Annotated in this window: 26 protein-coding genes, 2 pseudogenes and 1 CRISPR repeat array; of the genes and pseudogenes, 12 read left to right on the top strand and 16 right to left on the bottom strand. The window is 67.9% G+C overall.

Annotation, left to right across the window (positions count from 1 at the left end):
- Window positions 1–300: 300 nt before the first annotated feature.
- Window positions 301–1,533 (bottom strand): hypothetical protein, encoded by a 1,233-nt coding sequence (locus tag ACH4FX_RS11100; RefSeq protein WP_398477409.1) that lies wholly within the window; start codon window positions 1,531–1,533, stop codon window positions 301–303.
- 432 nt (window positions 1,534–1,965) lie between these two features.
- On the opposite strand from ACH4FX_RS11100, the gene ACH4FX_RS11095 reads away from it, so the two are divergent.
- The 3 genes from ACH4FX_RS11095 (at window position 1,966) to ACH4FX_RS11085 (ending at window position 3,509) form a co-directional block, all read left to right on the top strand.
- Window positions 1,966–2,730, top strand: a complete 765-nt coding sequence (locus tag ACH4FX_RS11095) for an SAM-dependent methyltransferase (RefSeq protein WP_398477708.1) — start codon at window positions 1,966–1,968, stop codon at window positions 2,728–2,730.
- A 170-nt stretch (window positions 2,731–2,900) separates the two neighbouring features.
- Window positions 2,901–3,089: a helix-turn-helix domain-containing protein gene (locus ACH4FX_RS11090; RefSeq protein ID WP_398477407.1), complete on the top strand. Its 189-nt coding sequence runs from the start codon at window positions 2,901–2,903 to the stop codon at window positions 3,087–3,089.
- 102 nt (window positions 3,090–3,191) lie between these two features.
- Window positions 3,192–3,509: a thioredoxin domain-containing protein gene (locus ACH4FX_RS11085; RefSeq protein WP_398477405.1), complete on the top strand. Its 318-nt coding sequence runs from the start codon at window positions 3,192–3,194 to the stop codon at window positions 3,507–3,509.
- A gap of 306 nt (window positions 3,510–3,815) precedes the next feature.
- Here the strand turns inward: ACH4FX_RS11085 and ACH4FX_RS11080 are convergent, their stop codons facing one another.
- The 3 genes and pseudogenes from ACH4FX_RS11080 to ACH4FX_RS11070 form a co-directional block, all read right to left on the bottom strand.
- Entirely contained in the window at window positions 3,816–5,222 is a 1,407-nt protein-coding gene (locus tag ACH4FX_RS11080; protein ID WP_398477403.1) for a hypothetical protein, read from the bottom strand.
- A gap of 12 nt (window positions 5,223–5,234) precedes the next feature.
- Window positions 5,235–5,849 carry a hypothetical protein gene (locus ACH4FX_RS11075; protein WP_398477402.1) on the bottom strand — a complete coding sequence of 205 codons (615 nt, stop codon included), beginning with the start codon at window positions 5,847–5,849 and terminating at the stop codon, window positions 5,235–5,237.
- 845 nt (window positions 5,850–6,694) lie between these two features.
- Window positions 6,695–7,065 (bottom strand): annotated as a pseudogene (locus ACH4FX_RS11070) (MerR family transcriptional regulator).
- Between the two features lie 608 nt (window positions 7,066–7,673).
- Between ACH4FX_RS11070 and ACH4FX_RS11065 the strand changes: the two are divergent.
- From ACH4FX_RS11065 to ACH4FX_RS11050, 4 genes are all read left to right on the top strand, one after another.
- A complete protein-coding gene (locus ACH4FX_RS11065; RefSeq protein WP_398477400.1) occupies window positions 7,674–8,087 on the top strand; it encodes an ATP-binding protein in 414 nt (137 codons plus the stop codon).
- A 102-nt stretch (window positions 8,088–8,189) separates the two neighbouring features.
- Complete coding sequence (locus tag ACH4FX_RS11060) at window positions 8,190–8,615, top strand: FhaA domain-containing protein (protein ID WP_398477398.1); 426 nt, start codon at window positions 8,190–8,192, stop codon at window positions 8,613–8,615.
- A 157-nt stretch (window positions 8,616–8,772) separates the two neighbouring features.
- On the top strand, window positions 8,773–9,450 hold the full coding sequence (locus ACH4FX_RS11055; RefSeq protein WP_398477396.1) for an ANTAR domain-containing protein: 678 nt from the start codon (window positions 8,773–8,775) through the stop codon (window positions 9,448–9,450).
- A 53-nt stretch (window positions 9,451–9,503) separates the two neighbouring features.
- On the top strand, window positions 9,504–10,304 hold the full coding sequence (locus tag ACH4FX_RS11050) for an ANTAR domain-containing protein (RefSeq protein WP_398477394.1): 801 nt from the start codon (window positions 9,504–9,506) through the stop codon (window positions 10,302–10,304).
- A gap of 135 nt (window positions 10,305–10,439) precedes the next feature.
- Here the strand turns inward: ACH4FX_RS11050 and ACH4FX_RS11045 are convergent, their stop codons facing one another.
- Window positions 10,440–11,039, bottom strand: coding sequence for a hypothetical protein (locus ACH4FX_RS11045; protein WP_398477392.1), 600 nt, complete (start codon window positions 11,037–11,039; stop codon window positions 10,440–10,442).
- A gap of 398 nt (window positions 11,040–11,437) precedes the next feature.
- Entirely contained in the window at window positions 11,438–11,899 is a 462-nt protein-coding gene (locus tag ACH4FX_RS11040; protein ID WP_398477390.1) for a lamin tail domain-containing protein, read from the bottom strand.
- A gap of 281 nt (window positions 11,900–12,180) precedes the next feature.
- Between ACH4FX_RS11040 and ACH4FX_RS11035 the strand changes: the two are divergent.
- Together ACH4FX_RS11035 and ACH4FX_RS11030 are read left to right on the top strand one after the other, a co-directional pair.
- A pseudogene (locus ACH4FX_RS11035) lies at window positions 12,181–12,738 on the top strand (chaplin); the annotation flags it as partial.
- A gap of 375 nt (window positions 12,739–13,113) precedes the next feature.
- Window positions 13,114–13,302 carry a hypothetical protein gene (locus tag ACH4FX_RS11030; RefSeq protein WP_398477726.1) on the top strand — a complete coding sequence of 63 codons (189 nt, stop codon included), beginning with the start codon at window positions 13,114–13,116 and terminating at the stop codon, window positions 13,300–13,302.
- Window positions 13,303–13,577: 275 nt separating this feature from the next.
- On the opposite strand, the gene ACH4FX_RS11025 is transcribed toward ACH4FX_RS11030, so the two are convergent.
- A complete protein-coding gene (locus ACH4FX_RS11025; RefSeq protein WP_398477388.1) occupies window positions 13,578–13,973 on the bottom strand; it encodes an STAS domain-containing protein in 396 nt (131 codons plus the stop codon).
- Between the two features lie 495 nt (window positions 13,974–14,468).
- Window positions 14,469–15,275 (bottom strand): ATP-binding cassette domain-containing protein, encoded by an 807-nt coding sequence (locus tag ACH4FX_RS11020; RefSeq protein WP_398477386.1) that lies wholly within the window; start codon window positions 15,273–15,275, stop codon window positions 14,469–14,471.
- 418 nt (window positions 15,276–15,693) lie between these two features.
- Window positions 15,694–16,025: direct repeats of the CRISPR family, unit length 29 nt; unit sequence GTGGTCCCCGCGCATGCGGGGGTGACCCC.
- A 151-nt stretch (window positions 16,026–16,176) separates the two neighbouring features.
- Here ACH4FX_RS11020 and ACH4FX_RS11015 point away from each other — a divergent pair.
- Entirely contained in the window at window positions 16,177–16,524 is a 348-nt protein-coding gene (locus ACH4FX_RS11015) for a hypothetical protein (RefSeq protein WP_398477384.1), read from the top strand.
- A 236-nt stretch (window positions 16,525–16,760) separates the two neighbouring features.
- Here ACH4FX_RS11015 and ACH4FX_RS11010 read toward each other — a convergent pair whose 3' ends face one another.
- The 8 genes from ACH4FX_RS11010 to ACH4FX_RS10975 form a co-directional block, all read right to left on the bottom strand.
- Window positions 16,761–17,081, bottom strand: a complete 321-nt coding sequence (locus ACH4FX_RS11010) for a hypothetical protein (protein ID WP_398477382.1) — start codon at window positions 17,079–17,081, stop codon at window positions 16,761–16,763.
- 62 nt (window positions 17,082–17,143) lie between these two features.
- Window positions 17,144–17,344, bottom strand: coding sequence for a hypothetical protein (locus ACH4FX_RS11005; RefSeq protein ID WP_398477380.1), 201 nt, complete (start codon window positions 17,342–17,344; stop codon window positions 17,144–17,146).
- Window positions 17,341–18,390: a major capsid protein gene (locus ACH4FX_RS11000; protein ID WP_398477378.1), complete on the bottom strand. Its 1,050-nt coding sequence runs from the start codon at window positions 18,388–18,390 to the stop codon at window positions 17,341–17,343. The genes ACH4FX_RS11005 and ACH4FX_RS11000 overlap by 4 nt, the downstream gene beginning before the upstream one ends.
- Window positions 18,387–18,815 (bottom strand): head decoration protein, encoded by a 429-nt coding sequence (locus ACH4FX_RS10995; RefSeq protein ID WP_398477377.1) that lies wholly within the window; start codon window positions 18,813–18,815, stop codon window positions 18,387–18,389. The genes ACH4FX_RS11000 and ACH4FX_RS10995 overlap by 4 nt, the downstream gene beginning before the upstream one ends.
- 101 nt (window positions 18,816–18,916) lie before the next feature.
- Window positions 18,917–19,585, bottom strand: coding sequence for a hypothetical protein (locus ACH4FX_RS10990; protein WP_398477375.1), 669 nt, complete (start codon window positions 19,583–19,585; stop codon window positions 18,917–18,919).
- Window positions 19,586–20,012: 427 nt separating this feature from the next.
- Entirely contained in the window at window positions 20,013–20,942 is a 930-nt protein-coding gene (locus ACH4FX_RS10985; protein WP_398477373.1) for a hypothetical protein, read from the bottom strand.
- 31 nt (window positions 20,943–20,973) lie between these two features.
- On the bottom strand, window positions 20,974–21,387 hold the full coding sequence (locus ACH4FX_RS10980; protein ID WP_398477371.1) for a hypothetical protein: 414 nt from the start codon (window positions 21,385–21,387) through the stop codon (window positions 20,974–20,976).
- A gap of 452 nt (window positions 21,388–21,839) precedes the next feature.
- Complete coding sequence (locus ACH4FX_RS10975; protein WP_398477369.1) at window positions 21,840–23,591, bottom strand: hypothetical protein; 1,752 nt, start codon at window positions 23,589–23,591, stop codon at window positions 21,840–21,842.
- A 632-nt stretch (window positions 23,592–24,223) separates the two neighbouring features.
- On the opposite strand from ACH4FX_RS10975, the gene ACH4FX_RS10970 reads away from it, so the two are divergent.
- A complete protein-coding gene (locus tag ACH4FX_RS10970; protein ID WP_398477367.1) occupies window positions 24,224–25,789 on the top strand; it encodes a NucA/NucB deoxyribonuclease domain-containing protein in 1,566 nt (521 codons plus the stop codon).
- 324 nt (window positions 25,790–26,113) lie between these two features.
- Window positions 26,114–26,470, top strand: coding sequence for a hypothetical protein (locus ACH4FX_RS10965; RefSeq protein ID WP_398477365.1), 357 nt, complete (start codon window positions 26,114–26,116; stop codon window positions 26,468–26,470).
- The last annotated feature ends 23 nt before the right edge of the window (window positions 26,471–26,493 follow it).

The raw sequence follows: 26,493 nt of genomic DNA, 5'->3' as shown, positions 1-26,493 counted from the left end.
TGGTGAATGGCGACGACCGAGGCAGCCTGGTTGTCACACGTGAGACATTTGACTTGTCACAGGCGCTCATTCGGCAGTCTTTCTGTCACCAGAAAGATCCGGGAGCCCTCCGTGCCTGCGGCGCCGGCAGAGGCGACTGCTGCCGGCGCCGCGACGAGATTGAGGGGACGGTCAACCGGCTCAGGACCTTCCGAGCGGTCGTGCCCCCCTACGGCAGATGGGCCTACGCCTTCCATGGCCCGCCCCCGTCACCGAAGCAGCGGCCGGGTTATAACTCAGCCCGTACTCCGCTGGACAGTGTTAGCCGCGGTACACGCACATGAGTTGTGAAACGGTGCCGTTCTTGTCCCGGCCTGCGATCAGGCCGGGCCCCTGGGCGCTGGCCTGGCCCGTGAGGGCGCCGTCGCCCCAGCCTGCGCCATCCATGCGCGTCCAGAACAGGTTCGCGTCGGTGGACCCGCGGTAGACGCAGAAGAGCTTGCCATCGAACCCCGCAAGCCCCGGGCCGTCGGAGGTTTTTTGACTGCCAATGGGCTGCCCGCCGTTCCAGTTCTTGCCGTCGAACTGGGTCCAGTACAGCCCGCCGTTCGAGCCGCGGTAGACGCAGACCAGCCGGAGGTTGTAATAGGCCAGCGCCGGTTCATGCGTCGTCTTCTGGCTGCCAATGGGCTGCCCGCCGTTCCAGCTCTTTCCATCGAAGCGGGTCCAGAACATCTGCTGGTCGTGGGACCCGCGGTAGACGCAGTACAGCTCGTCCTCGAACACGCCCAGCGCCGGACCGGTGGTCGTCGTCTGGCTGCCGATGCGCTGGGCGCTGCTCCAGCGGGTTCCGTCGAAGGAGGTGACCCACAGGGCGTTGCCGGTGGTGCCGCGGTGTACGCAGTACAGGCGGTCCTTGTAGACGGCCAGGGCGGGGGATGAGGGGCTGGCGTAGTTGCCGGGCAGTTGGACGCCCGGGCTCCAGCCGCCCCGGTCGGGGTCGTAGACGGTCCAGAACAGGTGCTTCTCGCTGGAGGCACGGTAGACGCAGTAGATCTTGTCCCGGAACTTCGCGAGCGCGGGGTTCTCGGCGGTCTTCTGGCCCACGAACTTCTCCCGTGCACTCCAGCCCTTGGCCGGCTCGTACACGTTCCAGAACAGGACCTTGTCATCGTCGTTGATCCGGACAGGAATCAGCATGCCCGGGGCCAGCCAGGGGGAGACGAGCTTGACCGCGCCGCCGTTGGCGACCTGCTTGATCCACTCCCCGCGCAGCTCCGCGTAGACCTCGACGATCGTGCCGATGGGCTCCTTCAGGAAGGCGGCCACCACCTCCCCGATCAGCGGCGCTATCTCTGCCGCGAGCGCCGCCCCCTCGGCGTTAAGGTGCACCTCGAACTTCCACCAGAACGTCTTGACGCTCACCTCGACACCCCGAGCCTCAAGCTCCTTGCGGGCCCTCTCCGACCGCTCCAGGGTGGCGGCGCTGGGGGTGAAAGCGCGAGCGTCTTCGGCCGGGGTGTCACTCGCGGTGGTGTCCTGGTCTGTCGACACAGACTCTCCTGTCTGCTCAATGCACCGATCAGCGCGAAAAAGACGCAGGTCGGTACTGCGCGGCTCGTCCCGCGCTCCGCCATCACAACAGCACGTGACCGATCCCGTGCAGATTGTGTGCGGAGTTGGCGGGAAGTCACCTCCCAACGGCAGGAAAGCCCTGATCGGCCGGCTGCGGCCCACACCTCCGCCCAAGTCAGCATCTTCTGTTGCCCGGTCTCGAAGGCGTAGTACGACCGGAAGAGGAAGGAGGGCAAGGGACACAAGCAAGCCGTCCCTTGCTCTCGCCCGGCGCCGCGTCAACGTCCTGTGGGCCATGATCCGCGATCACGAACAGCCGGTGACAACAAGCGTGCCTATGTGACACCTATCGTGCTTCGGCTCACGAAAACGGGTTGTGCCTGGGTAGACGATCAGCTTGGGTTCGTGCTCGTGACTGACTTGAACGATCTCGTACGTCCGGACCGCTATCCGCGCTCCTCTCGCTATGACCCCGCATGGTTGCTCAACCTCGACATGGGACCGAACCCGCTGTGGTTGCTGGAAGACCTCACCCGGGACCTTGATCTGCGCCCGGGGATGCGGATTCTCGACCTCGGATCCGGCAAGGGCGCCACGTCGGTGTTCCTGGCCCGCGAGTATGGCGCCCAGGTCGTTGCGGCCGACTTGTGGATCGCCCCCGAGGACGCGGCAGCCGTCTTCGCCGAGGCGGGTGTCGGCGACCAGGTGAAGGCCGTGCGAGCTGAGGCGCACACCCTGCCGTTCGAGGAGGAGAGCTTCGACGCCATCGTGAGCGTGGACGCATTCGAGTACTTCGGAACGGCGGACAGCTACCTGCCCTACCTGACGCGGTTCCTCCGCCCTGGCGGGCATCTGGCGATGGCGACTCCCGCTATGACACGGGAGGTCCGTGAGCTCGGAGCCATCCCACCTCACATCAAGAAGGTGGTCGGCTGGGAAGCGATCGCCTGGCACACGGCGGAGTGGTGGCGCTTTCAGTGGGCGATCACCGAGCTCGTGGAGGTCACCTCCGCGCGGTTGCCGCAAGACGCCTGGCGGGACTGGCTGCTGTGGGCCCGGGCAGCAGCCGAGCACACGCCCGACGGCCGGAGCGCGAACCAGCCCGTCATCGACATGCTCACTACGGACGGCGGAGAATTTCTCTCCTTCGCTCTGATAACTGCACGTAAGAACTGAGCAGACTTCACGCCGTCGGCAATTCTGTCTCTCCGATCGTGATCGGAGAGACAGAACCTAGGCATCGCCATTGTCCTGTGACGGAGAAGGCTGCGGATTGAAGCTTCACTTTGCGGGGGATCTTGCGGACTGAAGAGTTACCTTGCGGACAGGGGCGGGGTTAGCTGGTCGTGGTCCATGCGTTAGAGGTTCTGCCGGGCGGTTGTGCCGGGCCGCCGGCGACCGGGAAGGAGTCCGTCACCGCCATCGCCGAGCACCTCGGCGTCGGCCGCTCCACCCTGTACCGCACCCTGGCCGCGTACGACGAGGCCATGGCCACCAACGACACCGCCCGCGATCCCCGGGACCGACCAGCATGACCAGCGACTACGCCCAGCAGGTGTGTTCTTGTAGTGGCGGCGTCCGGAGCGGCGAAGCAGGGTAGGAATGGGCTTCCAGCAGGCGCCAGGCATGGAGGATCAATGGCAGTGATCGAAGTAACCAGTGCCGAGCAGTTCGAAGAAGTGCTCCGTACCAACGCGAAGGTCGCTGTGGAATTCACGGCTACATGGTGTGGCCCTGGCAGGCTCATCGGCCCCGTCTTCAAGCAGCTCTCGGAGCAGTACCGCAACATCGTCTTTCTGTCTGTCGACGTCGACAAGGTTGCTCCAGTGGCTCAGCAGTACAGCATCCGAGCCATGCCCACCTTCCTCTTCTTCAAGGACGGCGATAGGTCCGACGACATTACGGGGGCAAACAAGGTGGGGCTCGAAGACAAGGCGAAGATGTGGGCCGCGTAGTGCAGCGCACGGCGGCCAGCCGCCATCGACGGCGGCATACTCACGGTCGCGCTCCTGCGCCGCAACGCTAACGAATCCGGTCACCGCCATCGCCCCGCACCTCGGGTCGGCCGCTCCACCCTGTACCGCACCCTGGCCGCGTACGATGAAGCGGTCGCCACCACTGCCCCCGTGTTGTGACTGAGCGCCTGAGGTGGCGGATGAGTGCTTGAGTTGGCGCGGTGTGCATATTGGGTCAGGAGGGGAGCCGGTAGTGCCCGTGGATCTGTGCCGGGTCCCCTGGCGGCTAGTGGTTCTCTAGTGGTGTCAGCGGCGGAAGACGGCGGCGAAGAGGCCGAGGGATAGGGTTCCGGTCTTCTTGGCGGCGGTGCCGACCGCCCCCCAGCTGCCGATGGACTGTCCGTAGTTGGCAGTCAAGGCCGCGCCACTTACTGCGCCTTTCCCTGCGGACAGGTCTGCGCCGAAAGTCATCTCCACGACGAGGGGGACCTGGGTGACGAGGTTGACCGAACCCTGGAGAACCTTTCCGCCGATCTTGCCGGCGATCTCGGACTTCCTGAGGATCTTGGCGCCCTTGGCGCCGACGTAGCTGAACATCGTTGACGCCTCTGAGGCGCCGGCGCCCCCCGTGGCCACCAGAAAGGCGCGCCCTGCGGACTTGGTCGCTACGCCGACCTTCCCAACGCTGCGCATGGCCACCTTGCCGGCCTTGAGGCTCTTGGCCACCGCACCGACCGCAGGCAGCGCGGCCAGAGCGTCAGTCGCCAGGCCGACGATGGTCGTGCCGTCCCAGTCGCCCTTGATGACTGCGTCGGCTGTGTGGGCTCCGAGTGCGGCGACGGCGGTGACAACGGCGATGGGTCCGGCGATCGGGGTCAGGATAGGGACGAGGGCCAGGATGCCGGCGACAGCGGAGACGACGCCCAGGACGTCGCCGAGCAGACCCCAAGGGCCACCACCCTGCTCTTCGGCCGCCTTGCGGGCTGCTTCGGCCTTGAGCCATTCGAACTCACGGCCCCGGGTCTCGATGATCCGGGTGAACTCGCGGTCGATCAGGAAGCACTGCAGTTGGAACTCGGCTTGGACCGCGAGGACGGTGTCGATCAGGTCGTAGAGCACGGCATCGGGGATCCGCTCGCGCCGGTAGCCGTTGTCCTTCAGCCGCCAGTAATCCCCGCCGAAGCCACGACCGCCCATGGCCAGAGACGGCACAGGGCCGATGTTCCGGGCAATCTCGGGATCATCGAAGTAGAGCACACTCCTGTCCGTCAGTGACCGGTCCCATTCCTCTGGAGGCCGCCAAGTCTCGAGTTCAAGATCGTCCATGCCCTCGCGCTGCTTGGCCAGTTTCTCGCCTTGCGCGGCGTCCCGCTTTTTCTTGGCCTCCCGGAGCGAGTCGGTGAACTGCTTGGCCTGAGCGCGGACTTGCGGCGAGGAGGCCAGATAGGAGCCGTACTCCGCATCCAGCCGCTTCAGCGCGGAGACGATCTGGCCCTCCTGGAAGACGAACAGGCGCAGGACCTGGTCGATCTTGTAGCGTTCGACGTCGGTCAGGGCGTTGCTGTCCCAGCCCCAGATCTGCAGGGCGAGACCGTCGTAGTCGTGGGTGTACATGTTGAGCTCGGCGTGGACGGCCGCGACGATCTTGTCATCGCCCGGATCGAAGCCGAGCTGCTGCATCGGCGCTTGCAGGGGTGTCGGGATCTTCATCATGCGTGGTCCCTTTCAGGCGAAGGCGATGGTCTTACAGACCTGGCCGATGATCTCGACGCAGGAATCCCACTCGGCGATCTTCTCGGTGGCGATGGCGAAGTCGGCCATCGCCAGGCGGCCGGGGATGGGCACGAAGACGTGGAGCTGGCGCACGATGGTGGGCTCGCCGCCGTCGCCGAGGAGGTTCACCGGTCGCTCGACTTTGCGTTCCTCGGTCAGCAGGACAGCCGGGCCGGTCTGGATGCGCACCACGCCGACCTCGGCGGCCGGGTAGATGGCGCCCATGGTGCGGGCCAGACGGTGAACGGTGTCCTCGTTGGACAGCTCGCTGGGGCGGGCGGTCACGGTGAGCATCACCGAGCTGAGGGGCTTTTTAGGATCCTCACGGGTCGGCCCGGACAGCAGAGTCCCGGCGTAGACGGCGCCGGCGGCGCTGAGCATCTCGTACATCGACTGCTGGGACAGGACTGCGTGCGCGATCTCCGCATCCGACGGCTTCGGGTCGACCATGTTCAGGTGCTCGATGAGCCGGTTGGTGTTCACCTCCGCGGACACGGTGAAGTCGATGTCCCTGAACTGCTCGGGGACAGCGAAACTGAGCGGCAAATCGATGGTGGCTTCGGGCACAGAGGGCTCCCCACAGGCCAGCAACGAAGGACGTGCCAGCCGGTCACGGAAAGCCAGGCGTGATCCGCCCGGCGTCGCGCCATACTCCGCGACGCTCACAGCACCCAACAATCCGGGAGGAGACCCGCCGCTGTCTCAAAATTGAGCGTTTCAGGACTCTTGGCCTTGTCCTTCCATGTCTGGAGCGCCAGAGCGTCGACATGTCATCGGCGGTTGTCCGGATCAGGCGTCACCCATCCGGGCGACCTCACCTCAACCGATACACCGCTCGCTTGCCTCGTCATTGCGTGAGCACGAATGTGACGCAGCGTAAGCAAGGGGCAAGGCGCTGCCCGCTTCGGGGGCCGACTCGGGGGAAGTTCGAGTCCCAGAGCCAGCCACAGAAGGCGGCCCCGCGGAGGGTCGGACAGGCCGCCCCTGCCGACGAGAGCCGGGGCCCGAGCACTAGGAACAGAGCGGCATCACCTTCTTGCTGGCGACCATCGCACCGAACTAGCACTCCCCCAAACGCTAACCCGCCAAGTGAAGTGCTCAGCCACACATGTCGCCGACTACTGACGATCTCGTGTCGCCCGACAGACGAGCTACCTTGCGGGCACCAGCGGTTTCGAGCGTGGAAGGCGGCCGGACGCGTCGCCGTCCGTCGAATCCGCAAGGTAGGTCTTCACAACCTCGGCGGGCGCTGTGCAGACACACGCTTCGTCCCACTGGTCACCCGGGGCCGGCGCCGCAACCTTCAGCCGCACCGGACAGCCATGCCATAGGTTCGCCAGCCCCGCCTCGACGGGTGGACTTATTAGGGGGGTGGGGACTCGTACAGGCCGCAGGATTGTCGCAGCCCCTGGTTAGGGTGCGCTCTCCAACTGGTGCCTGTTGTCGGCCCGGCGCATCTGTTCGTTGAGGCGGCGGGCTTCTTCGAGCTGGTCTTCGAGGATGATGATGCGGCAGGCGACCTCGACGGGGGCGCCCTGGTCGACGAGTTCGCGGGCGCGGGCGGCGATGCGCAGCTGGTAGCGGGAGTAGCGGCGGTGGCCGCCCTCGGAGCGCAGCGGGGTGATCAGGCGATGTTCGCCGATCGCGCGGAGGAAGCCGGGGGTGGTGCCGAGTATCGCGGCGGCCCGGCCCATGGTGTGGCGGGGTAATCGTCGTTGTCGAGACGGTCGGCGGGGCTGCGGGGTTTTTCTGCTGTCACGTGCACTTCTTCTGTCACACACATCGAGGGGCCCTGGTGCCGTGCGGCACCAGGGCCCCGAGGGGACTTCAACACCATCTGCCGGCGTACTGCTGGGCCGGCTCCTTGTTTCCGCCGACCCGCCCGGAGAGGGACGGGGCGTACGGGGATCGCGGATGCGTGACCGGGGACCACCTGTCCTTTCGGCGTCTGCGGTACCCGGGCGGAGCCTTCCTCGCCCGGGCGATCCTGATGGCGTCTGCCTCCTTGCTCTTCTGGTCAACCTTTCGGTACTGCCGTGTGCGGTGATCCTCGTGGCCCCGGGGGCCATTGGCCCGGCAGTCAGTGGCGGGACCCACGTGCGTACCTGACGGCCCCGCCACTCCACTGCCGTGCCCTGCCTTCTGGCACCGCATGCGCGGCAGTTCACCTCTGCCGCGCCGTGATCGACTCTTGGCTACGGGCACCACCATAAGCTTCCCGCATGCAGATGTCTACCGTGACGAGAGGAGGTTTTGGTGCCCGCTGGGCGCAAGGTTTTGGCGTCCACCGGTGCCGGAAAAGCGTCATGAGGCGGTGACTGGGACTGACGGCCCGGAAGGCGGGCACATGCAGTTGGCAGCAGTGCGTCCGACCACGAATGGGGCACGCGTATGTACGACACCGAGGCCCTGCGCCGACCGGCCGCGCAGACGACCGTGGTGGAGGGCGCCACCCCGGCCGGCATCCGCGACGCCCGCCGGGCCGCCCACACCTTCGTCGGGCGTCTGGCCCCCGTACGCGATCCCGCCCTGGCCGACACCCTGGTCCTGGTGGTCTGCGAACTGGTCACCAACGCCCTGCGCCACGGCGGCGGCCACTACCGCCTCGAACTGACCGCCACCCCGGACAGCGTGACCGCCTCGGTCAGCGACCCGAGCCTCGTCCACCCGCGCGAGCGCATCCCTGATCTGGACGGCGGCAGCGGCGGCTTCGGCTGGCCCATGATCCGCCAACTCTCCCGCCACATCACCATCACCTCCGGGCCCGGGAACGGCAAAACGATCCGCGTCCGCCTCTCCCGCTGAGCACGAGCGCCTGCCGGTCGCCCACGTGGCTGTGGCCTGCCGGAATGAGCAGTCACCCGAACGGGGCAACATGGCTCCCGGGCCTGTGGGCAGCCGCCAGGGATGGGCATCCTGAGCGGTCTCGAAGCGTGGATGGACGACCGGGCCTTCGGCTGGCTCCGGCGCTGGCGCGCGGCACGGCGCGACCCGCTGGAGGTCGTGACCATACTGCGGCGGGTCTGCGACGAGCACGCCGTGATCGTGGGACGCGGCCGGGTAGTGGTCCCCAACACCTTCGTCCTCCATGTACCTGATGCCAGCCACCGCCAACTGCAGGGCGCCTTGGCGCCACTGGAACTGGAGCTGGCAGTCGCCGTCCGGAGCCACGCGGCCGCCCACGCCTACACTTTCGCGGGCCCGGTCACCGTCCGCCTCTTCCCCGCCCCCGTGCCGGCGCCCGAGCGGTACCGCATCCACAGCCGCATCACCCCCGTCGCGCGCCCGCCCGCTGCATCTGTGTCTGATCACGCCCGGGGAGCGGGCAGTTGACCGGGTAGAGAGACTGTCTGGCTCGGTAGCGTGCCGGATCCCGGGGCGGCCCGCCGATACGGCTCCTCGCAGGCGCGGTAGGGGTCTACGCTGCCGATAGCGGCACTGCCGCTGTCCGGCGTGTGCCGGTCCGCCCGTGCGGGCGGGGAGGCGGGTGATGGGGACACTGAAAGCCACCAATGAGCTGCTGGCCTCACTGGGGCCGTCGGCCGCGGCGGGCCAAGGGCAGCAGTGGGCCAGGCGGTGCGCGCTCGCCCTGGGCCTGGACGGTGCGGCGGTCACGCTGGAGGAGGAGCTGGTCTGGTTCAGCGACCGCACCAGTGCCCGGCTGGAAGACCTGCAGTTCGTCCTCGGCCGCGGCCCCAGCGTGCCGCCTAAATCCCATCTGCGCCAGGTGCCGGACGTGCGGCACCTGCCCGAGAAGCACTGGCCGCAGTTCGCGGCCGAAGCCGAACCCCTCGGGATCGCGGCCCTGTTCGTGTGGCCGGTGCACCTGGGCGCGGTGACGGCCGGGACACTGACCGGCTACCGGCGCACGCCGGGCCCGCTGACCGGACAGCAGGCCGCCGACGGATGGCTGATCGCCGATGCGCTGGCCGAACACATCCTGGCCCACTGGCCCACCGCCGCCGCCTCCGCTGCCGCCGACGGTCCGGGAACCACCGGCGAGGTGGACATGCACCGGGCCGAGGTCCACCAGGCCACCGGCGTGCTGAGCGTTCAGCTCGGCGTCCCGCTGGCCGAGGCCCTGGCCCGGCTGCGCGCCCAGGCATACGCCGCCGGCCGTTCCCTGTCGGAGACGGCCCACGACATCGTCAAGGACCTGCCGCAGTAGCCGCCCGCAGGAACGCCCCGCACGGCCCCCTGCACATCAGAAAGGAATACGCCATGAGCAGGGAAGCCCAGATCACCCAGACCTTCGTGGAACTGGCCGACACCTTCATCAAGGACTTCGACGTCATCGACTTCCTGCACCAGCTGACCGTGCGCTGCCGCCAGGTCCTGGCCATCACCGACGCCGCGGTCCTGCTCGCCTACCCCGGCGAGCGTCTGCACAGCCCCGCCCCGTGCGACCCCAGCCCCGCCTTCCAGCAGGTCCTGGACGCCGCCCTGGCCCAGGGACCGGCCCTGGACGCCTACCGCACCGGCACCGCCCAGGCCCCCGCCCGCCAGACCGACGCCCGCACCCGCTGGCCCGACTTCACCACCCTCGTCCGCGACGCCGGCTACCGCTACACCTGCGCCGTGCCGATGCGGCTGCGCGACGACATCCTCGGCGCGCTGCTGCTCCTGCGCACCGCCGCCCGTCCGCTGCCCGCCGCCGACCTCGCCCTGGCCCAGGCGTTCGCCGACGCCGCCACCATCGGCCTCCTGCACGCCCACACCCTGCACCACCACGAAACCGTCAATGAACAACTGCACACCGCGCTGCACAGCCGCATCGTCATCGAACAGGCCAAGGGCATCCTCGCCGCCCGCCGCAACATCACCCTCAACCACGCCTTCAACGCCATACGCCGCCACGCCCGCACCCACCAGATGCTGCTGACCACCGTCGCCCGCAACGTCATCGACCACGGTTTCGCCCCCCCCAGTCGACCAGCACATCAGCACGGCAACCGACACACAGCCGGAGTAGAAGAAGGTGGTAAGCGGCGGGAAAACGTGGCGTCGACTTGGCTGACGTAGCGTGCGGGGTATCCATCCATCCGAGCTGCTGGCTGCTCTCGGACCCAGCCCCGCCCGAAATCCGGGCGGGGCTCCACTGCTTCCGAAAAACGGCTCGTCGCACCTCCGCTCACGGAGCGGCGGAGCCGCCTCCTGTCACCCAGTAGCGCCGCGGTGGGGATTGAGGGCACGCAGGCGGTCGGCGAAGCCTGTGTCGGGGACCGACGGGATATGACGGCCCGTGTCGGTGTCCAGGTAGCCCCATCGGCCACGGACGCCAGGCCCGCAGACCATCAGGGTCAAGGTCCGGCCCGGCTCGTGGATGTCGGTCACCTCGTGGTACAGCGCGCCGCCGACGTCGTTGACGGTGCCACGCCGGTGGGCGACGGCGAGGTCTGCCCGCACTTGCCCGTCGGTCAGCTCGTACCGGTCCTCGTCGTATCCGCCCATCAAAATCCACGAGCGGAAGGACCAGGGGTGGGAGTGTGGAGTGGGGCGGCCGTCCTGGGCTCTCCGGTCCGGCAGCAGCCATAAGTTGATCTTCGCGGTGGCCTCAGCGTCTTCGCGGAGCACCAGCTCGGCCTTACAGGCGTCACCGGCCTCGTCGGGCACCAGCCACCAGCTAGCCGGCGCGGTGAACCGCTCCCAGCTCAGTCCCAGCCCCAACTGCGGGGCATGGGCGGCCAGCGCCGCCGCGGCGGCCTCATGCATCGCCTCATCGACAGTGAAGCCCGGGATGATGCGGGTGGTCTTCATGGCACCTCAAAATGGGCGCCGAAAGGCCGCTTGACCAGGGGTTTCCTGTTTCTGGATTCAGGAAATTCAGGAAACGTCCCTGAGCAGCCGCGTTTCCCGCGCGGACGTCTGCCACCACGAGCTGAGGAGGTCGAACGCGTTCGAACCCGAAGATCCAGTACGCGGAGGCGGGCGTTGTGCGACTACAGAGACACGCTTCTGCGTCAGGTGTGCGAGCTTGACGGCATTGGCCGTTACCTCGTGTGACCGTTGGGCCCTTCTGTAGCGGCACGGTGTGCTCATCGGCTGCGAAAAACTGCGGGCGCTGGATCTCGTACATGTGGCGGGGGCGCCGCAACCCTCCCCGTGGTTGCGGCGCACTTGAATGCCCGGGGCTCGGTGGGAGCCCCGGATGCGCCTCAGCGGCGGCCCCAGTGCTTGGTGTCGATGATGCGGCGGTGGTCGTTGCGCAGGGTGGCGGTGTCGCGCTGGTTGTGCCACACGTAGTCGCGGCGGTCTTGGTAGACGTCGTGGATCGTGTCGCGGCCGTGGCCGGTGTGGACGCGCACGCTCTGGTGGCCGGCCAGTCGCAGGTTCTTGAAGTGGTACTTCTTGTGGGTGCTGCGGCTGGTCAGGGTCCAGCCCTTGAGGTTGACCGGGCGCAGCCCGGTGTTTTTCACGGTGACCCATTCGGCGTTCAGGGACCGGTTGGAGCCGTCGTCGCGGCCGGGGCTGTCGGCCTGCACCGCGCCGATGACGATGGGGGAGCGGTGCGTGGCCGGGAGGGTGTGAGCGTCGGTGGCGGTGGCCGGCAGGGCGGCGGTGCCGACGAGGGCGGCCGAGCCCAGGACGATCGCCGCGAGACGGGCAGAACGGATCATGAACAACCTCCTGCGGGCAGCCCCGCACACAGCGGGGCCGGTGGGATCAGATGCCCGGACGGCTGCCGGGCGGACTCACTGTGCGCCCGTCCGGCAGGCCGTGGTTGAACATGCGACGGCCTATTACAGAACACGGACATTTGCACAACCCTTTCGCGTCCGCCGCGCACGCCCCCGCGCCCATCCGACGGCCGCGCGCCCCTGGTACGCCGCTCGGGACACGGCACTGAACTGCGCATTCGCTGGGACAGGCGCTTGTGAGGGTGGCGTTGTGCACGGGCATGCGGGGAAGGGGCCGGCCGCTGGAACGGATGTGCATGCCGAAAGCGGCCCTCGGGAAAGCTGCGGGCGGGCGAAGAACCGTTCCGGCAGCAGGGTGCCCGCAACACGGTGCGTTTCCTTGTAACGTGACGATCGTTTGGTCCGATACGACGCGCCCAGTACCCCGGCCCGCTTCTGTCATGGCTGATCAACCAGGGCGGGCACGACGGGAGTTCGCCGCATGGGCGGTGATTCCCGGCGCGGGGAGCTGGGCGATATCCCGTATGGGATACGGGCGCCTGGTCAACGCCAGGTGCCCGGTTCGTCATCTTCGAAAAGATGAAGGACCTCACGTGCAACATCTCGTGAAACAGAGCGTGCTGGTCGCCGCGACGGCGACCGGGATACTGGCTGGCGCGACGGCGGGCGCGCACGCCGACTCCGGCGCCGCGGGACGCACCGCGGCTTCCCCCGGCGTGCTCGCGGGCAACCTGCTCCAGGCCCCCGTCCACCTGCCGGTAAACCTGTGCGGCAACACCGTCAACGTCGTCGGCCTGCTCAATCCCGTCTTCGGCAACCACTGCGCCAACCCTGGCGGCCACCATCACCCACCCGGCCACAAGCCGCCAGGTGAGAAGCCTCCCGGTCACAAGCCGCCGGGGAACCACAAGCCCCCTGGTCACAAGCCACCAGGCCAGAAGCCCCCCGGGCACAAGCCTCCTGGGGGCCATCAGCCTCCGGGTCAGAAGCCCCCGGGTCACCAGCCGCCAGGTCACAAGCCTCCCGGTCACAAGCCGCCGGGGCATCAGCCGCCCGGCCAGAAGCCGCCCGGCCAGAAGCCGCCGGGGCATCAGCCACCCGCCAATCAGCCGCCTGGTCACCAGCCGCCGGGCTATGAGGTCCCCGGGGCTCCGGGGCCGGGACACCGGCCGCCGACCGATGTCGCCGGAGCGGTGGACTCCCGTATCCCGTCGGCCGCATCCCCGGCCGCCGGCAAGGGCCGGGAAGTAGGGCAGGCCGTTCAGGACCCGGCCCTGGCACACACCGGTAGCGGCCACCTCGGCGCCGCGACTGCCATGAGCGGCGCGCTGCTGCTCGGCGGTGTGGCGCTGGTGCGCCGCAGCCGCAGTTCACGCGCCTGACGTGGGCCCCTTCGGCACTGCGTGACCAGCCGCATCTGGCGGCTCCTGACCCGGGAGCCGCCAGTCGGGCACTCCCGCTCGGGTGCAGCGGCCAGCCGCACCGGACAGGTACACGGCGGCGCCTCTGGCCCCCGTTTCCCCGGCGATGCGCCATGATTCACCAGCTTTCCCCTCATGTCGTGGCCCGAATGGCTTCTGGACGGAGCAACGAACTGCCACCGCAGCCGGTCACCTACCGTTGCGACTCCTTCACCCGATGGTCACGTTCGGTGGCGTCACGGTGGCGGTGGTGGCGACTCGGCGAAGAGGTCACTGCGCCCGGCTGTCAGCTCCACCCGCTGCCAGGCGCGGCCGTCGTCGGCCAGCGCGCGGACCGCGGCCGGGCAGCCGGGGAAGACGGGCAGCAGCGGCCCGGTCCCCGTGCGTTCGATGACCTTGCGTATCGCCGGTCCGGGGCCGGTGAGCAGCAGTTCGCCTCCGGCCGAGCGCAGACGCATGGCCTTGCGGACCAGTACGGCCAGGGCGTCGATGGTCAGCCGCTCCACTGCCGAAACGTCGACGATTACGGTCGGGGTGGTGGCGCGGCACCGGATGACGGAAGCCAGGTAGCTGACCGTCTCCCACGATCCGTCCGGCAGAGTCAGCAGGTGGTACTGGGCAGGTCGGGGCAAGAGGAACGAGACCTTTCCGTGCGCAGGGCGGGAGCTTCGAACCCGGGAGCGTCTCGGCTCCACGGCCCAATGCGCTCACCGTGTCACTGGCCTACCCCGTGTCCCAGCAGAATCCCTGATCGCCTGCATGAGGTTTCCTACGCACGGGGCGCATCGGGTGCCGTTCGGCAACTGGCGTAGGGCACGGAGTTTATGGCCACAGGAAAGGGTTACTCGGCCATAACCTTGATCGGTTCGCCATAGAGGTCAGGGAATGTTGATCGCAGCCGGCCGGCAGACTGTGGTGAGCGGTCGCTGCCGTCGGGGAAACGGCGGCGGCGATAATCCGGCCCGCCTGCCCCGGGGCACGGCTCGACGCAGCAGAGCGGACACAGCGAGCCGAGGAGACCAAACGCGCTCGAACCCGGAGATCCAGTACGCGGAGGCGGGCGTTGCGCGATTACAGCGACACGCTTCTGCGTCAGGTGTGCGAGCTTGACGGCATTGGCCGTTACCTCATGTGACCGTTGGCTCTTTCTGGAGCGGCACGGTCTGCTTCTCATCGGCTGAGGTGAACTGGCCCCGCTGGACCTCGTACATGCTCCGGAACTTTCCGCCCGGGGCTGTGTCCGGGGCCATCAGGTCGGCGAAGGTGCCGGATTCGGCGACCCGACCGTTTTCCATGAGGTAGATCAAGTCGGCGGAACGTACGGAGTGCAGACGGTGGGTGATGAGGACGACGGTTTGCCCGCCGGCCGCCAGAGCCCGGATGTTGGCGAACGCCTGCTGCTCGGCCTTGGCGTCGAGGGCGGCGGTCGGCTCGTCCACGACGAGCACCTGGCCGTCGCGGAAGTGAGCGCGGGCGATGCCGAGTTTCTGCCACTGCCCGCCCGACAAGCTGTGGCCGTCCTGGTAGCCGCGGGCCAGGAGCGTGTCCCAGCCGCGCGGCAGGTCCTCGATTAGGTCTTCGGCGTCCGCGTGCTGGATGGCCGCGGTGAGCCGTTCCTCGGTTACCTCGGCATCGGTGCGGCCGATCGCGACGTTCATGCGTGCGGTCAGCGGCCAGTGGTAGAAGTCCTGGGAGACGTTGGCGATGCGGGAGAACCAGGCGCGCCGGTCGATCTCGCTCGTGGGTACGTCCCCGACCAGCACCTGGCCTTCGTCGGGTACGTAGAGGCCGGTGAGGAGCTTGGCGGCGGTGGTCTTGCCGGAGCCGTTCTCCCTCACCAGGGCCACTGTCTCCCCGGCGGGGAAGCGCAGGTCGATGCCGTCCAGGGCGGGCTTGTTGTCCTTGCGGGGCTTTTCTCGATGTAGCCCGGTCATCAGCGGGAATGCTTTTCGCGCGGGCGGGTTCAGAGGAGGCCGGTGTTGGTGCCGGTGTGCAGGGGGTGGAGATGTTGGTGCGGCCGGTGGGCCATTCGGTAAAGAAGGCCGCCCGCGGCCAGCAGCGTTATGCCGTCGGCATCATCCGCCCCGGACGCGCCGCCGGGGCCTGGGCCGAGCAGCTGACGCGACGTCCGGCAGCCAGCATAACGGACCGGTCACGGTCACCGACCTTGCCGGCCGGCCCCTCGGCCGCGGGCTGCCTCAGCAACAACGCGTACCTGGCGTCACATGCCCGTAGTAGCGTGATCAGACCACTGCATCCCGTCATCAACGAACCCTTCAGGTGGAAATTCCGGAATCCTCGGAAGTCAGCAAAATCCCGCACCCCGCCAGATGAAACCGCTGGTCGCGCCCTGTGGTCCCCGCGCATGCGGGGGTGACCCCGCATCGGCCGGCGGCTGCCGGACATCGGCGCGGTGGTCCCCGCGCATGCGGGGGTGACCCCTCCAGCGATCCCACGGACTCTGAGGGGTCGCCGTGGTCCCCGCGCATGCGGGGGTGACCCCGGCTCGTAGGCAACGATCGGGTCCACGCTCAGGTGGTCCCCGCGCATGCGGGGGTGACCCCGGGGTCAAGGAGTACGGGTGCGCCGAGGTGACGTGGTCCCCGCGCGCGGGGCTGATCCCAACGCGATCTACACCGCGGCCCGGACGATCAAGTCGTCCCCGCGCGCGGGCTGATCCCCTCGGGCATCGCTCCCACCGAGGACGGCGGGAGCGTGGTCCCCGCGCACGCGGGGTGGTACCCCGCCGTCGGCCCCCGCGATCCCGCCGGCTCCCCGTGCCTGCGGGGGTGGTCCGGCACGATGGCCTGGAACCCCGCTGCGCTGGACATGGCCTTGAGTGACGCCTCCAAGATGAAGCGGGAGAACGGTGAAGCCAAACGCGTGATCTTGGTCGACGGCGTCGACTGCATGGACATGGGCGACTTCGGCGGCAAGAAGTGGGGCAAGTTCGACCTGAAGGCCGCCGCCAAGGAGGCTGGGGACAGCGAGATGACCATGGCCGTCACCCCCGGCCTCGACGACACGAAGCAGGACCCGGCCCAGCAACTCGCCATGCTGCTGGGCTCGCCGAACATTAAGCACCTCGGCTCCGGCCAGGTCGTCGGTGCGTGTGCCGAGCACTACAAGGGCTCGCTGACGGTCGAGGAAGGCCGACGTGAGCGGTGCCGCCATCGTGAATGATCAGCCCGTAAGCGGCGCCCACGGAGAAAACGTGGCCTTGGGGCGGCTGATGGTGGCGGTGCCACGTACGTACGAACTCGGCAGCGTCCCGGAAGCGAACTGGCACCAAATGTAGCCTCGGGCTGGCCTGCTTCTGGCTCGTCGAGTGATCCAGTTGTGCAGTGCTCGGCGCGCCCGGGCGGCCCAGGTCTGCAGCGGTCGCCTGCACGCGGGTCGGCCGCCGGGAGCGCGGCCGGTCACCGGCGGCTGCGCGGGCACAGCTGGATGGTGCTCAGCAGGTCCCGGTCGGTGACCGTGGGATCGTCGGGGGCGGACTCGTCGGCGAGCTGGGCGATGGTGCGTTCGAGGGCGGTGACGTTGGCGGAGGTGTCGATGGTGGCGACTCCGTTGACGGTGACCTTCAGCGGTTCGGCCAGCAGCGCGGCGCGGCGTTCGTGCAGCACTTCGAGGACGACGCCGCGAGCGGAGTGCAGGCGCTCGTAGCGGGCGGTGAGATCGGTGGTGTCGGTGTCGGGGCCGAGCTGGGCGAGAAGCCAGCGCAGGACAGCAGCGGGCACGAGAGGCGTTCCTGAGAGAAATAGGGGCGGGGAGCAACGGTGGCTGCTCCCCGCCGAGTCGGTCAGTCCTGGACGGCCTTGGCCTTACGGCCCGGTGTGGGCTCGGCCGTCGGTGGGCTGGACCAGCACGCCGCGTTGGTTATCTGCTCGGCGATCGCCGGATCGGTGACCTCGGCGCCGGCGGTCAGCACCAGCGGTTCGCGGCTGACGGGATCGAGCACATGGACCGTGGCGGCCAGTACGTTCGGGGCGGGGGCGCTCACAGGACGGTCGCGGTGATGTGGCAGTCCGGCGAGTACAGGACCGGCATCGCCATGGCGGCGCCCTTGGTCCAGATCTGCACCGGGTCGTCCTGCACATCGCGGGTGATGACGATGCCTGGCGCGTCCTCCCGCTCGATCTGCGGGTTGGTTCCGCGCGAGAGGGCCAGGGATTCGGTGGTGGTGCCGTACTGGGTCTGGCCCCACTTCGCGCGTTCCGGCGGCAGCATGATCCACCGGTCTTCCGGCAGCACCCGCTTGGAGACGTCGTCCTGCCACACCTGGGCCTTGTAGAAGGTCACCGGCGGCAGGCCGTAGGTGCCACGCACGCTGTTGACCTGCTGGGGGTTCAGTGTCGCGGTCGGCGTCTGCCCGCCGGCCGGGGTGCCGTAGTAGGCAGCCCGGTAGGCGCCGTTGGACGCCAGGTGCGCATACGCCTTGCGGGAGGTGAGCACCATCTCCGGAGCCGGGGCGCCGATCGAGTCGAGGTAGTCGATCCACCGCAGCTCATCAGCGATCGGGTCCGCGTCCGGTGACGACCACGGCTTGGGGGCGGTGGGCATGTTGGCCTGCGGCACCCCGTAGTCGGCCTCCACCGTCAGCCCGTTCTCGCCGGTGAGGGTGAAACGGCCATCGAGCAGAACATCGGCAGCGGCCAGCTCCAGACGCGAGCGGATCGCCTCGACATGCCGCTCCACGTCGTCGTAGAGCAGGTCCACGAGCCGGTCTTCGTCCGCGCCGCGCGAGGCATCCAGCAGGAGCTGTTCCATCTCGCCGACCAGGAGCTTCTGTCCCAGGGCCGGGAGGGTGCCTTCGGTCTGCGTGGTCTGGGCCTGGCGCTTGGCGAACGGCACGCTCGCGTCGTACGCCCGGTACATCGCGGCGTTGATGCGCCGCTTGGACTGGCGCACCCGCCATTTCACATCGTGCACCTGCGTTTCCGGGAAGACGCTGCTGGTGAGCAGGAAGTCGTCCGGGGTGGGGATGGCGCGGGCGTAGACGGTCAGGTCGGCGACGCTGACGTTCTTCAGCAGATCGGCGATGCTCATGCGTCCACCGCCCCGAGGAAGCGGATCTGCGCGCCGTGCGGCGACGGGACGATCTTGGCGGGGTCAAGGCCGCCGGGGATCCTGTCGGTGTGGACGGTGCCGTGCCACAGCAGGGCGGCCGGGACCTTGCTGGTGCCGGGGGTGAACGGCGCCTCGGCGTAGACCAGGCCGGCGAGGACCGCGCGGCCGTCGTCGGCCGTCGGGTCGTAGGCGCCGTACAGGCCGGAGGCGGTGATCTGGCCCACCGGGACACCGGAGCGCACGAAGCCGTGCGGCTGGACGGCGGACGGTTCCGCGTAGTGGGTGCCGCGGGTCAGGTGGGACAGGTCGAGGGTGATGGTCTCGGTGGCGTCGGTGCCGTGCCGGGAAGCGAGCCAGTCCCGGTCACCGGTCACCGTCACGGAGGTGGTGTACGGCTGAATCAACGCCGCTGCTCCTGGTGGTGCTGGAAGCGGTCACACACTCACCGGCCGGTGGCGTCGTCCACGGGGGCAAGGGCGGGGCGTGGTCCCCGCAGTTCAAGGAGTTAGACCGGCGGCAGCAGGCCGCGGCGCCGCGCCATCTCGGCCCCGGCGGCTCCGGGCTTGCTGGCCGCGGTGCCGGGGCGCGGTGGCGGCACCGACGCTGGGGCTCCGCCGGGCGCGGCCGGCGGCAGCGCGGTGCCGGTGGGCGGCACGGTGAACAGCTCCGGCCGGCGCGCCTTCAGGTCCTGTACGGCCTGCTGGAGGGTGGCGTCGTCCGCGTCGTCGTCCACGCGTAGCAGTACGGCCGCGTCCTCCAGGTCCTGGCCGGTCGCGCCGACACCGGCCAGGACTGCCCGGCGGGCCGCGTCGCGCTCGCGGGCCAGCGCCGCGGCCTCGCGGGCGATCGCTGCCTTCTCCCGCGCGGCAAGTTCCTGTTCGCGGCGCTGTGTTTCGGAAAGCTGCTCCTGATCGGCCTGTCGCTGGCCGGTCACGTAGTCCGCGAGTTCGGTGGCGTTGGCGAAGCCGAGCTTGTCGGCCAGGGCCCGTATGGCGGCCCGTCCGCCCTGGTCCTTCTCCCGTGCCAGAAGGGTGTTGAGCTGTTTCTGGCTGATGCTGACGGTGGCTTCGTCGTTCGACGCGTCGTCGGAGGAGGCGCCCAGGACCGGGTAGATGGGTCGGCCGTCCTTGCGGTAGCCGAGCACGGTGCACGAAGCGGGCAGACTGCGGGTCATCAAAGAGTGCTACTCCCACGACGGCCCCGCGCCGAGAACGAGTCTACGGAAGCCAAGACCACGCCGATGCGGCCGGCCGGTGTGAGCAACACGGACAAGCGGGGCATACCATCGGGGCTGAGTGCAGGGGATGTGTGAGTGCATAACTGCCCGAGCGGAACAGGCGTCGGCTGACTGCCGCAGTGGGAACGGTCGCGGTTGTGGGAGCCGCCGCAGAGGGCTGGGCGTTCCTTTCTCCGGGCGACGAGTGGGATTATTCGCTTACGGCCTCCGAGAGCATTACCGCGACCGGTCGATCCGCACTGTGACCTTTTGAACGTCGACCGATAAAGCGTCATCGAAGGTCCAGAACTACGGTGACCTATCCTGCACGTGGCTCTCGCCGCGCTTAACGACTTCGGCTAGGGGCAGGGTCGTTTGAGTAACCTTATTGACTTTGCGGAGCAGCCAGAACCCTTTGCGCGCTGGCAAGGTAGGCGGCTTTGGCCTGCTTCAGCAGGCGGAAAGTCGCAGCGCGGGCGGCAATGGCTTGGCGTTGGAGAGCGGTCTCGGCCCTCCACCATGTCCGGACCAAGCCGGTGCGCTGCTTGCATTGGACATCGGCCTGAGCAGTGCGGGTTTCCGCGGGTGTTGGGCTTTTTGTGTCCCAGCGTGCGTCGTTGCCGGGCGTCAGTGGATTAGCGTAGCGGAACCCGTGCTCGCGCATGCAGGCACTCCACGACCGTGTGGCCTGGATCACCGATGGATCGTTTTGTGAACGTCGATGAGAGTCGGCGGAAACCCTGTCCCGCAGTTCCCAGTCTACCTTGTGGATGCCGGCCAATAATTCCTGCGTCGCCCTTTCGCGACAGCCGCTCTCCCCGTCGCGGCCGTACGCTGCGAGACGCTCTTTTCGAGTGAGAGCCGCTTCACGTGCGTCGCTTTGCGCGGTGCGGTGTTCCGACTCCGGGTCGGGTGGCGGGTGATAGCCGAAACGGGTTGCCACCTCCATCTCGGCCACCCCGTATCGTCGGCGATTGGGCAACGTATCGTCGTCCCTGCCGCGCTTGATCTTCGTCCATGTCAGCCCCTGCTGGGCCATGCAGCGGCGGGTCAGTTCATCTTCAGCTTTTTGAATGAGGGTGACGTCGGGCTGAGTAATAGTGTAGGCATCCAGCGGCAGAACTAACTCACGTACTTCCGCGCTCGCGGACGGCGGGCGGGACTTGTCCGTGGTAGTGGCTGAATTCGGTGAGTCTTGGTCGGCGCAGCTGGTGGCCCCCAAGGCCACGGCGAACATAGCGACAGCAGTTGTTCCCAGGCGTGCTCGCAACTGAGACAGTCCTTCCTTCGCGAGGTGTTCCGATTCCCGAAGCATGGGAACCGGAACACCTCCGTCAGGCACACCTTCAGCAGGACTTCTTCGCCGAGGTTATTGTGTCGTTGCCGACATTGTTGTTGCGCAGGTCAGGGTCCTTCTTCCCGGGACGGAAAGTCTTGTAGTTGCCGATGTAGCCACCCCACGCGTAAACGTTCCAGGTGCACCGGTCCACGTTCTTGATCGAGCTGATGCTGTTATCCAGCGACTTCCTGCTGTTGTGCCACTTGTTGTCGCCCAGGTCCCGGTCCGTCCTGCACAGCTTTTGCCAGGCTCCGCGGTAGTTGATGCTTTCGTAGACGTGCAGCGGGTTGCTACAGGCGGCCGTGGCCGTAGTGGAAGCCTTGGCGGGTGCCGCGGCGGTCGCGGGTGCGGCGCTCAGGACACCCGTAACCCCCATCGCCACGGTGCCAGCAGCAAGCGCCAACTTGCCGTAAGCCTTCATGAGTCCTCCCGTTTTTTGATGCAGCGAGCGGCCGAAGGCGCCAGCCGCCTGGTGCCGCTTTTCACCAGACGAAGCTACGAGCCGCCCTCCGCCCCGGCATCCGATGGCAGGTTGAACTCCCGGCTGAACTTCTGCGGTACGGAACCGCAGTGTGCACCGGACGCTGTATCCGCCCTACACCGGACGTGGTATACCCACTGCAACCCGCGCGTTACTGCTACCAGCGGCGACCGGCAACAAATGATCTCCATCGGCTGCCTGGTGATCGTGCTCGCCGGTCAGAGCGTAGGCGGAGTCCGCCCATCCCTGATCGATCTGAGGTGGGGGAGCCGCAACCGCCAGAGCAGCGCCTCGGGGGGGGATCTCGTCCCGGGGCGTTGCCCGGGCGTGACCGTGATCACCCCGGGCAGGCCGAGAGTGCCGACCACGACATCATCGGCCGGTAAAGCACATCAGGCAGCCGCGTCCCTGGGCCCGCCTGCTGGTTCAGCAGGGGTAGCCTCCCCCGGTTTCTGCCGTCGCGTGACGATCCGCTCGCTCTCTTCTCGGGCGTCTTCGATGGGGTATCCGGCGTCTTGGAGCATGCGGATGCCGGTTTCCAGCGACATCACGCCGGCGCCCACTCCCTTGACGACCTCATCCAGGATCGCGGTGCGGTCGGTGGGCGTGTGCGGACCGAACACGAGCCGCGCGGGCAGGCACTCGCCCTGCGGCCAGCCGTCAGCGTGCCCGGCCTGGTGGAGGCGCTGGACCATCTTCAGCAGCAAGGCGTACTTGTGGGCCCGAGCCAACCGCATCGCGTCGACGAGGGAATCCAGCGGACCCAGGGACAGCTGGAGGGCATAGCCGCTGGGGACGTCGGACGGGTCCACGGTGCCCAGGCTGACCGCCGGGATGCGCGCGTTCACAGCGGCCCGGTCACGGACCTCTTCGACACGGGCCCGGAGTTCAGCGAGCTGGTTGGAGGTGTCCAGCACATCCATGCGTCCGCCGTCGGCGAGCTGGAAGACGGTTCCCGGTGCCACGGCCAGCGGCTTCGGGCGGCCGGTGAGCCGGTCGACTTCCGCGTGGGAACCTGCCAGGCCGATGATCGGGGCGCCGGTGGTTGCTGAGGCGCGGGCGGAGTCGGTGTCGGTCTCGGCCAGCTCATCGAGGGCCTGCATCACCTTGGCCAGGGCAGACTGGCCGAAGTGCTCTCCGTCGGCGACGGTGTTGGTGATGTGCACCAGCGGCAGAAAGTCGATCCGCAGGTCCAGCCGGTCAAGGACCGCGCCGTCGCAGCGGGTACGGAAGACGGCCTTGCCCAGCGGCAGGTCATCGAGCTGCTGGCCGTGCCGCAGGCTGTCGAGGTCCCACTCGGCGTCGGTGAGGTAGCAGGTCTGCGCGGACGGCCGGTCCGGCGCCCACGGATAGGCACGGTGGACCAGGCCGGTGGCCTCGTCGTAGAACTCGTCTGCGGCCAGCACCGGGCCCCCTGCGCTGGCCGTTTCCGGTGCCCGCTGTCCGGCCACGGTGGGGTCGCTGTGGGCTGGTTCGATGGGGCCGAGCTCGTAGGTGATGCGCCGCACCTTGGCCTTGGTGCCGCGGCGCGGATCCTCGGGAATCTCCCAGGCCAGATGGACACGGGAGGGGTAGTCGCCGGGGTCGGCGTCGTCTTCGAGCACCGGAAAGTACAGGCCCGGATCGTAGGTCTTCAGCCGCACCCGGCCCTTGGCCGGGTCCCACGCCAGCAGGTACACCCCGTCACCGAGCAGGACGGCCTTGCGTTCGCATGCCTGCATCCGCAGGGCCAGCAGTTCGGTTTCGGCCCACTGCCGCAGTCGCTCCTGTGCCTGCGCGGCGGCCACCGCTTGCGGGGTGGCCTGCTCGTCCTTGGCGTGCTCGGCACCGGGCACCAGGATCTGCTGCGTCTTGCCCAGCAGGTGGGCGAGCGTGGTGTCCACCAGCGCCGCCGGGTCGCCGAACTCGCGCCGCTCCGAGGCTTCCTCGTTGCCGGCGGCGACAGCCAGTTCCCCGGCCTGGTTGGAGTCGTAGGCGGCCAGGACCTTGTACGCGGCCAGACGCCGCACTGCTTCGTCCGGCAGCCACGTCGACTGGATCTGCGGGGCCAGAGCCCGGTGCGGACGGCCGTCGTACGAGGCCGCCATGACCGGCTTGTAGTTCAGCCACGACCAGGCATCGATGAGGAAACGGGGCAGACCCACCAGCAACATCCCAGCGTCAGCCCCGCGCCCCTGATCAGCGTAGGTCACCGGGCGGAAGGCACCCGGCTGCGGAGAAAACAATGAAAAAGGTTTCCAGAACGGCCTGTGTCATCCCCTGAGTGCGCAGGAAACGATGTCTGCCCCCTTGGCGGGTGGACTGGTCCTCAGGAGGTACAAGCGAAGGGACGCGGGCTCCAAGAAGCCTGGAGGTTGGGCCACAGGAACCTGTAGGCGTAGGCCCCCGAGTATGGGTTGGCGGGCGCCGATGAACGCCACCGAGCGCGTCCAGGTGGACGGTATCGGCCCGAAACCTGCACTCCGGTTGGTCGGATGAACGTGCCGACGGCCGTCGGCGGTGAGTTCGATCGTGGCAGAGATGATGGCCTTGCAGAAGATCGACAGCGAGTCGATCCTCGCTATCCGCGACACCATGCGGGCGTGCACGAAGCCGGAACCTGCCCCCCCTCGGCACTGCTGCGTGAGGTCTGACCATTCACCGCGGCAGGCCCGCTCGGACTGTGTCTCGAAGTGGACCGGCGGAATCCTTGCCTCCGCCCCTATCGTTTTCGGCTTCCGCGCCTGAGGACCCCTAGGAGGACCTGCGAGTGTTACGCACACGACGGTTCTGCGGAGTGGCCGCATCAGTGGTACTGACGGTCGGCCTGACCGTATCGGCATTGCCCTCGGCTGCCGCCGACGCCTCACAGCTAAGCCGAAAGGAGAAAGCCACGGCAACCGGAAAAGACCAGCCACACGAAGACCTAACCCCCGCCGAACGGGAGGTCATCGACGTCACCATGGCCCCCCGGGACTGGGAGGCGCTGGGCAAGAAGAAGGCCACCCGGGCAGGCAACACCCTGCCCGCGCCCCGCAGCGCGCCAGGCTCCGACATCAGCCCCGAGGCTGGAGCACGGCAAGATGAGGAAGCCGGCCTCCAGCACCCTGGGCACATTGCGCAGCCCTCCGACTACGACGAGGACGCGGCGGAGGAGTGGCCCGACAGCGACGAGGACGACGAAGGCGCCAGAGCCCCCAGCGGCGGACTAGGCAAATCGCCCGTCCAGTCGCTGAGCAAACAGTGCCTTGCCGAGTCGCAGGCCAAGACCAAGCACGGCAACATCTTCCACCGGTTCCTGTTCTGCCGCGACTCCAAGGTACGGTTCCGCTACTTCACCCCCACCCCCTACGGGAAATTCTACCGGGGCAAGGTAGACGCGACCCAGCGCACCGTCTCCCAGGCATCTAAGGGAAAGAACGGCATCCGCTTCCACCGCGCCTACACCCAGTTCGTCGCCGGGTCCATCTCCTACAGCTTCCGGTTGCCCATTGATCAGGTGCGCGCCGAGTACATCAAGCTCGGCTCCCGCAGCACATGCCAGCAGGGCCCCCGGGTGTGCGACGTCAGCGGCAGCGGCTTCCAGGGCCAGGAGATCAAGGACTGGAAAAGGGAGCGGCCCTGGCGCAGTCAGTGGTTCTACCAGGACATCACCAATAAGCCTGGCACCAGCAAGGGACGCGACCAACTCGTCTACCACAAGTGGAGGGTCGAGTGGACCACATGGGGAACGTTGTTCCCGATCGTCCCGCTCCGGCGCCACGTCAGCGAGTACCGCCAGCTGCGCTGCCACACCGTGTACAACAAATACGGGTCGTCCGAAGCCCAAGACGGCTGCGCGTTCTCCGAGAAGCCGCTGATGATGCCCTACTCTCTCTCCAACTCCGAGACCAAGGAGGCCGTGGAGCACATCGAGCAGGCCGTAACCATGCCAGACACGACGTACCCGCTCAGCGCCCCGCCCGGCACCGACAACCCGCCGCGCAAGGAGATCCCGGGCGTGTGGGGCGTGGGCCCCAGGGCACCACTGCACCGCTTGCAGATCATGGATCCGCGGCGTGCCGCGAATGAGAGCCACAAGGACCAGGCGTGTGAGCAGCGCGGCCGTTACGCCAAGACAGGCATCCCGCCCGCCAAGCAGCCTGGTTCGGGCCAAGACTGCGACGAGTACCCCTTCCAGTCCACCCTGGAAGGCGCCTCGAACCGGGAATGGGACTTCTCTGTGAAAGCCATCAAGAGCGACCACAACCAGAAAGCTGGTGGGGCGCTGGGCAAGTTCTTCACAAAGAACGTCGTCCTGCCGTGGGACGACAATCTGCTCGCCCCGGCCAACGAACGGTTCTGGGTGCACTTCGTCAGGTAGGGGCCGCCGATACAGCGCCGGAGCTCCAGGGGCCCCGGCGCTCTTGGCTGCCCCACCCGCACTCTGACGCTTCTCGTTTCGACGCCTTGGTGGTAGACCCCCCGCACTGCTACGGGGGTAGGGGGTTCTTCTGTAGTTGTTGGCTATAGGTACTTACTAGAACCCCCAGGCCACCGGGCTACGGTTCACCGAACCCCGGTGAACCGACCCCCGGAAACCCGTTTTCGGTTCCGCCCGACGGCCCGAGGACGAGCCGGGTCCCGTCCAGTCCTGGACCCGCTGATGCGACAATCCCGTCATCCGTTACATCAGGGTGAGGGGACTATGCGGGACCGGGAAGCCATCTGGCGCGAACTGGACAACGGCAACGGGGTGGCGGCCGTCTCCATGGGCTGGCTGCGTGAGCAGTACAACAGCGACTGGAATCGCCTGAGCCTCGGCCGGGCCACCGAGATCAGCAAGTGGCTTACCGGCGACGGCATAGCCCACCTGCCAACGCCTATGCCCTCGCGAGAGGCCGAAGACGTCCTGCTGTACCAGCGGGAATCCCCCATCGGACTGCTGATCAGAGCTGCCCGGCTGGAGCCGCCCTTCGCCGAGAACCCGGTAGCCGCGGCCTACTTCCTCTCAGGAGCGCATCGAGTTCCCACCCACTCCGACGCCGTCGAAGCCAGCCCGTAGCCCGGCCGCTCGGCGCGCCATGC

The sequence above is a fragment of the Streptomyces sp. NPDC018019 genome, assembly GCF_044327805.1.
Taxonomy (GTDB): Bacteria; Actinomycetota; Actinomycetes; order Streptomycetales; family Streptomycetaceae; genus Streptomyces.
Note: the sequence above shows the minus strand (reverse complement) of the source record. Positions and strands in the feature narration are given on the sequence as shown.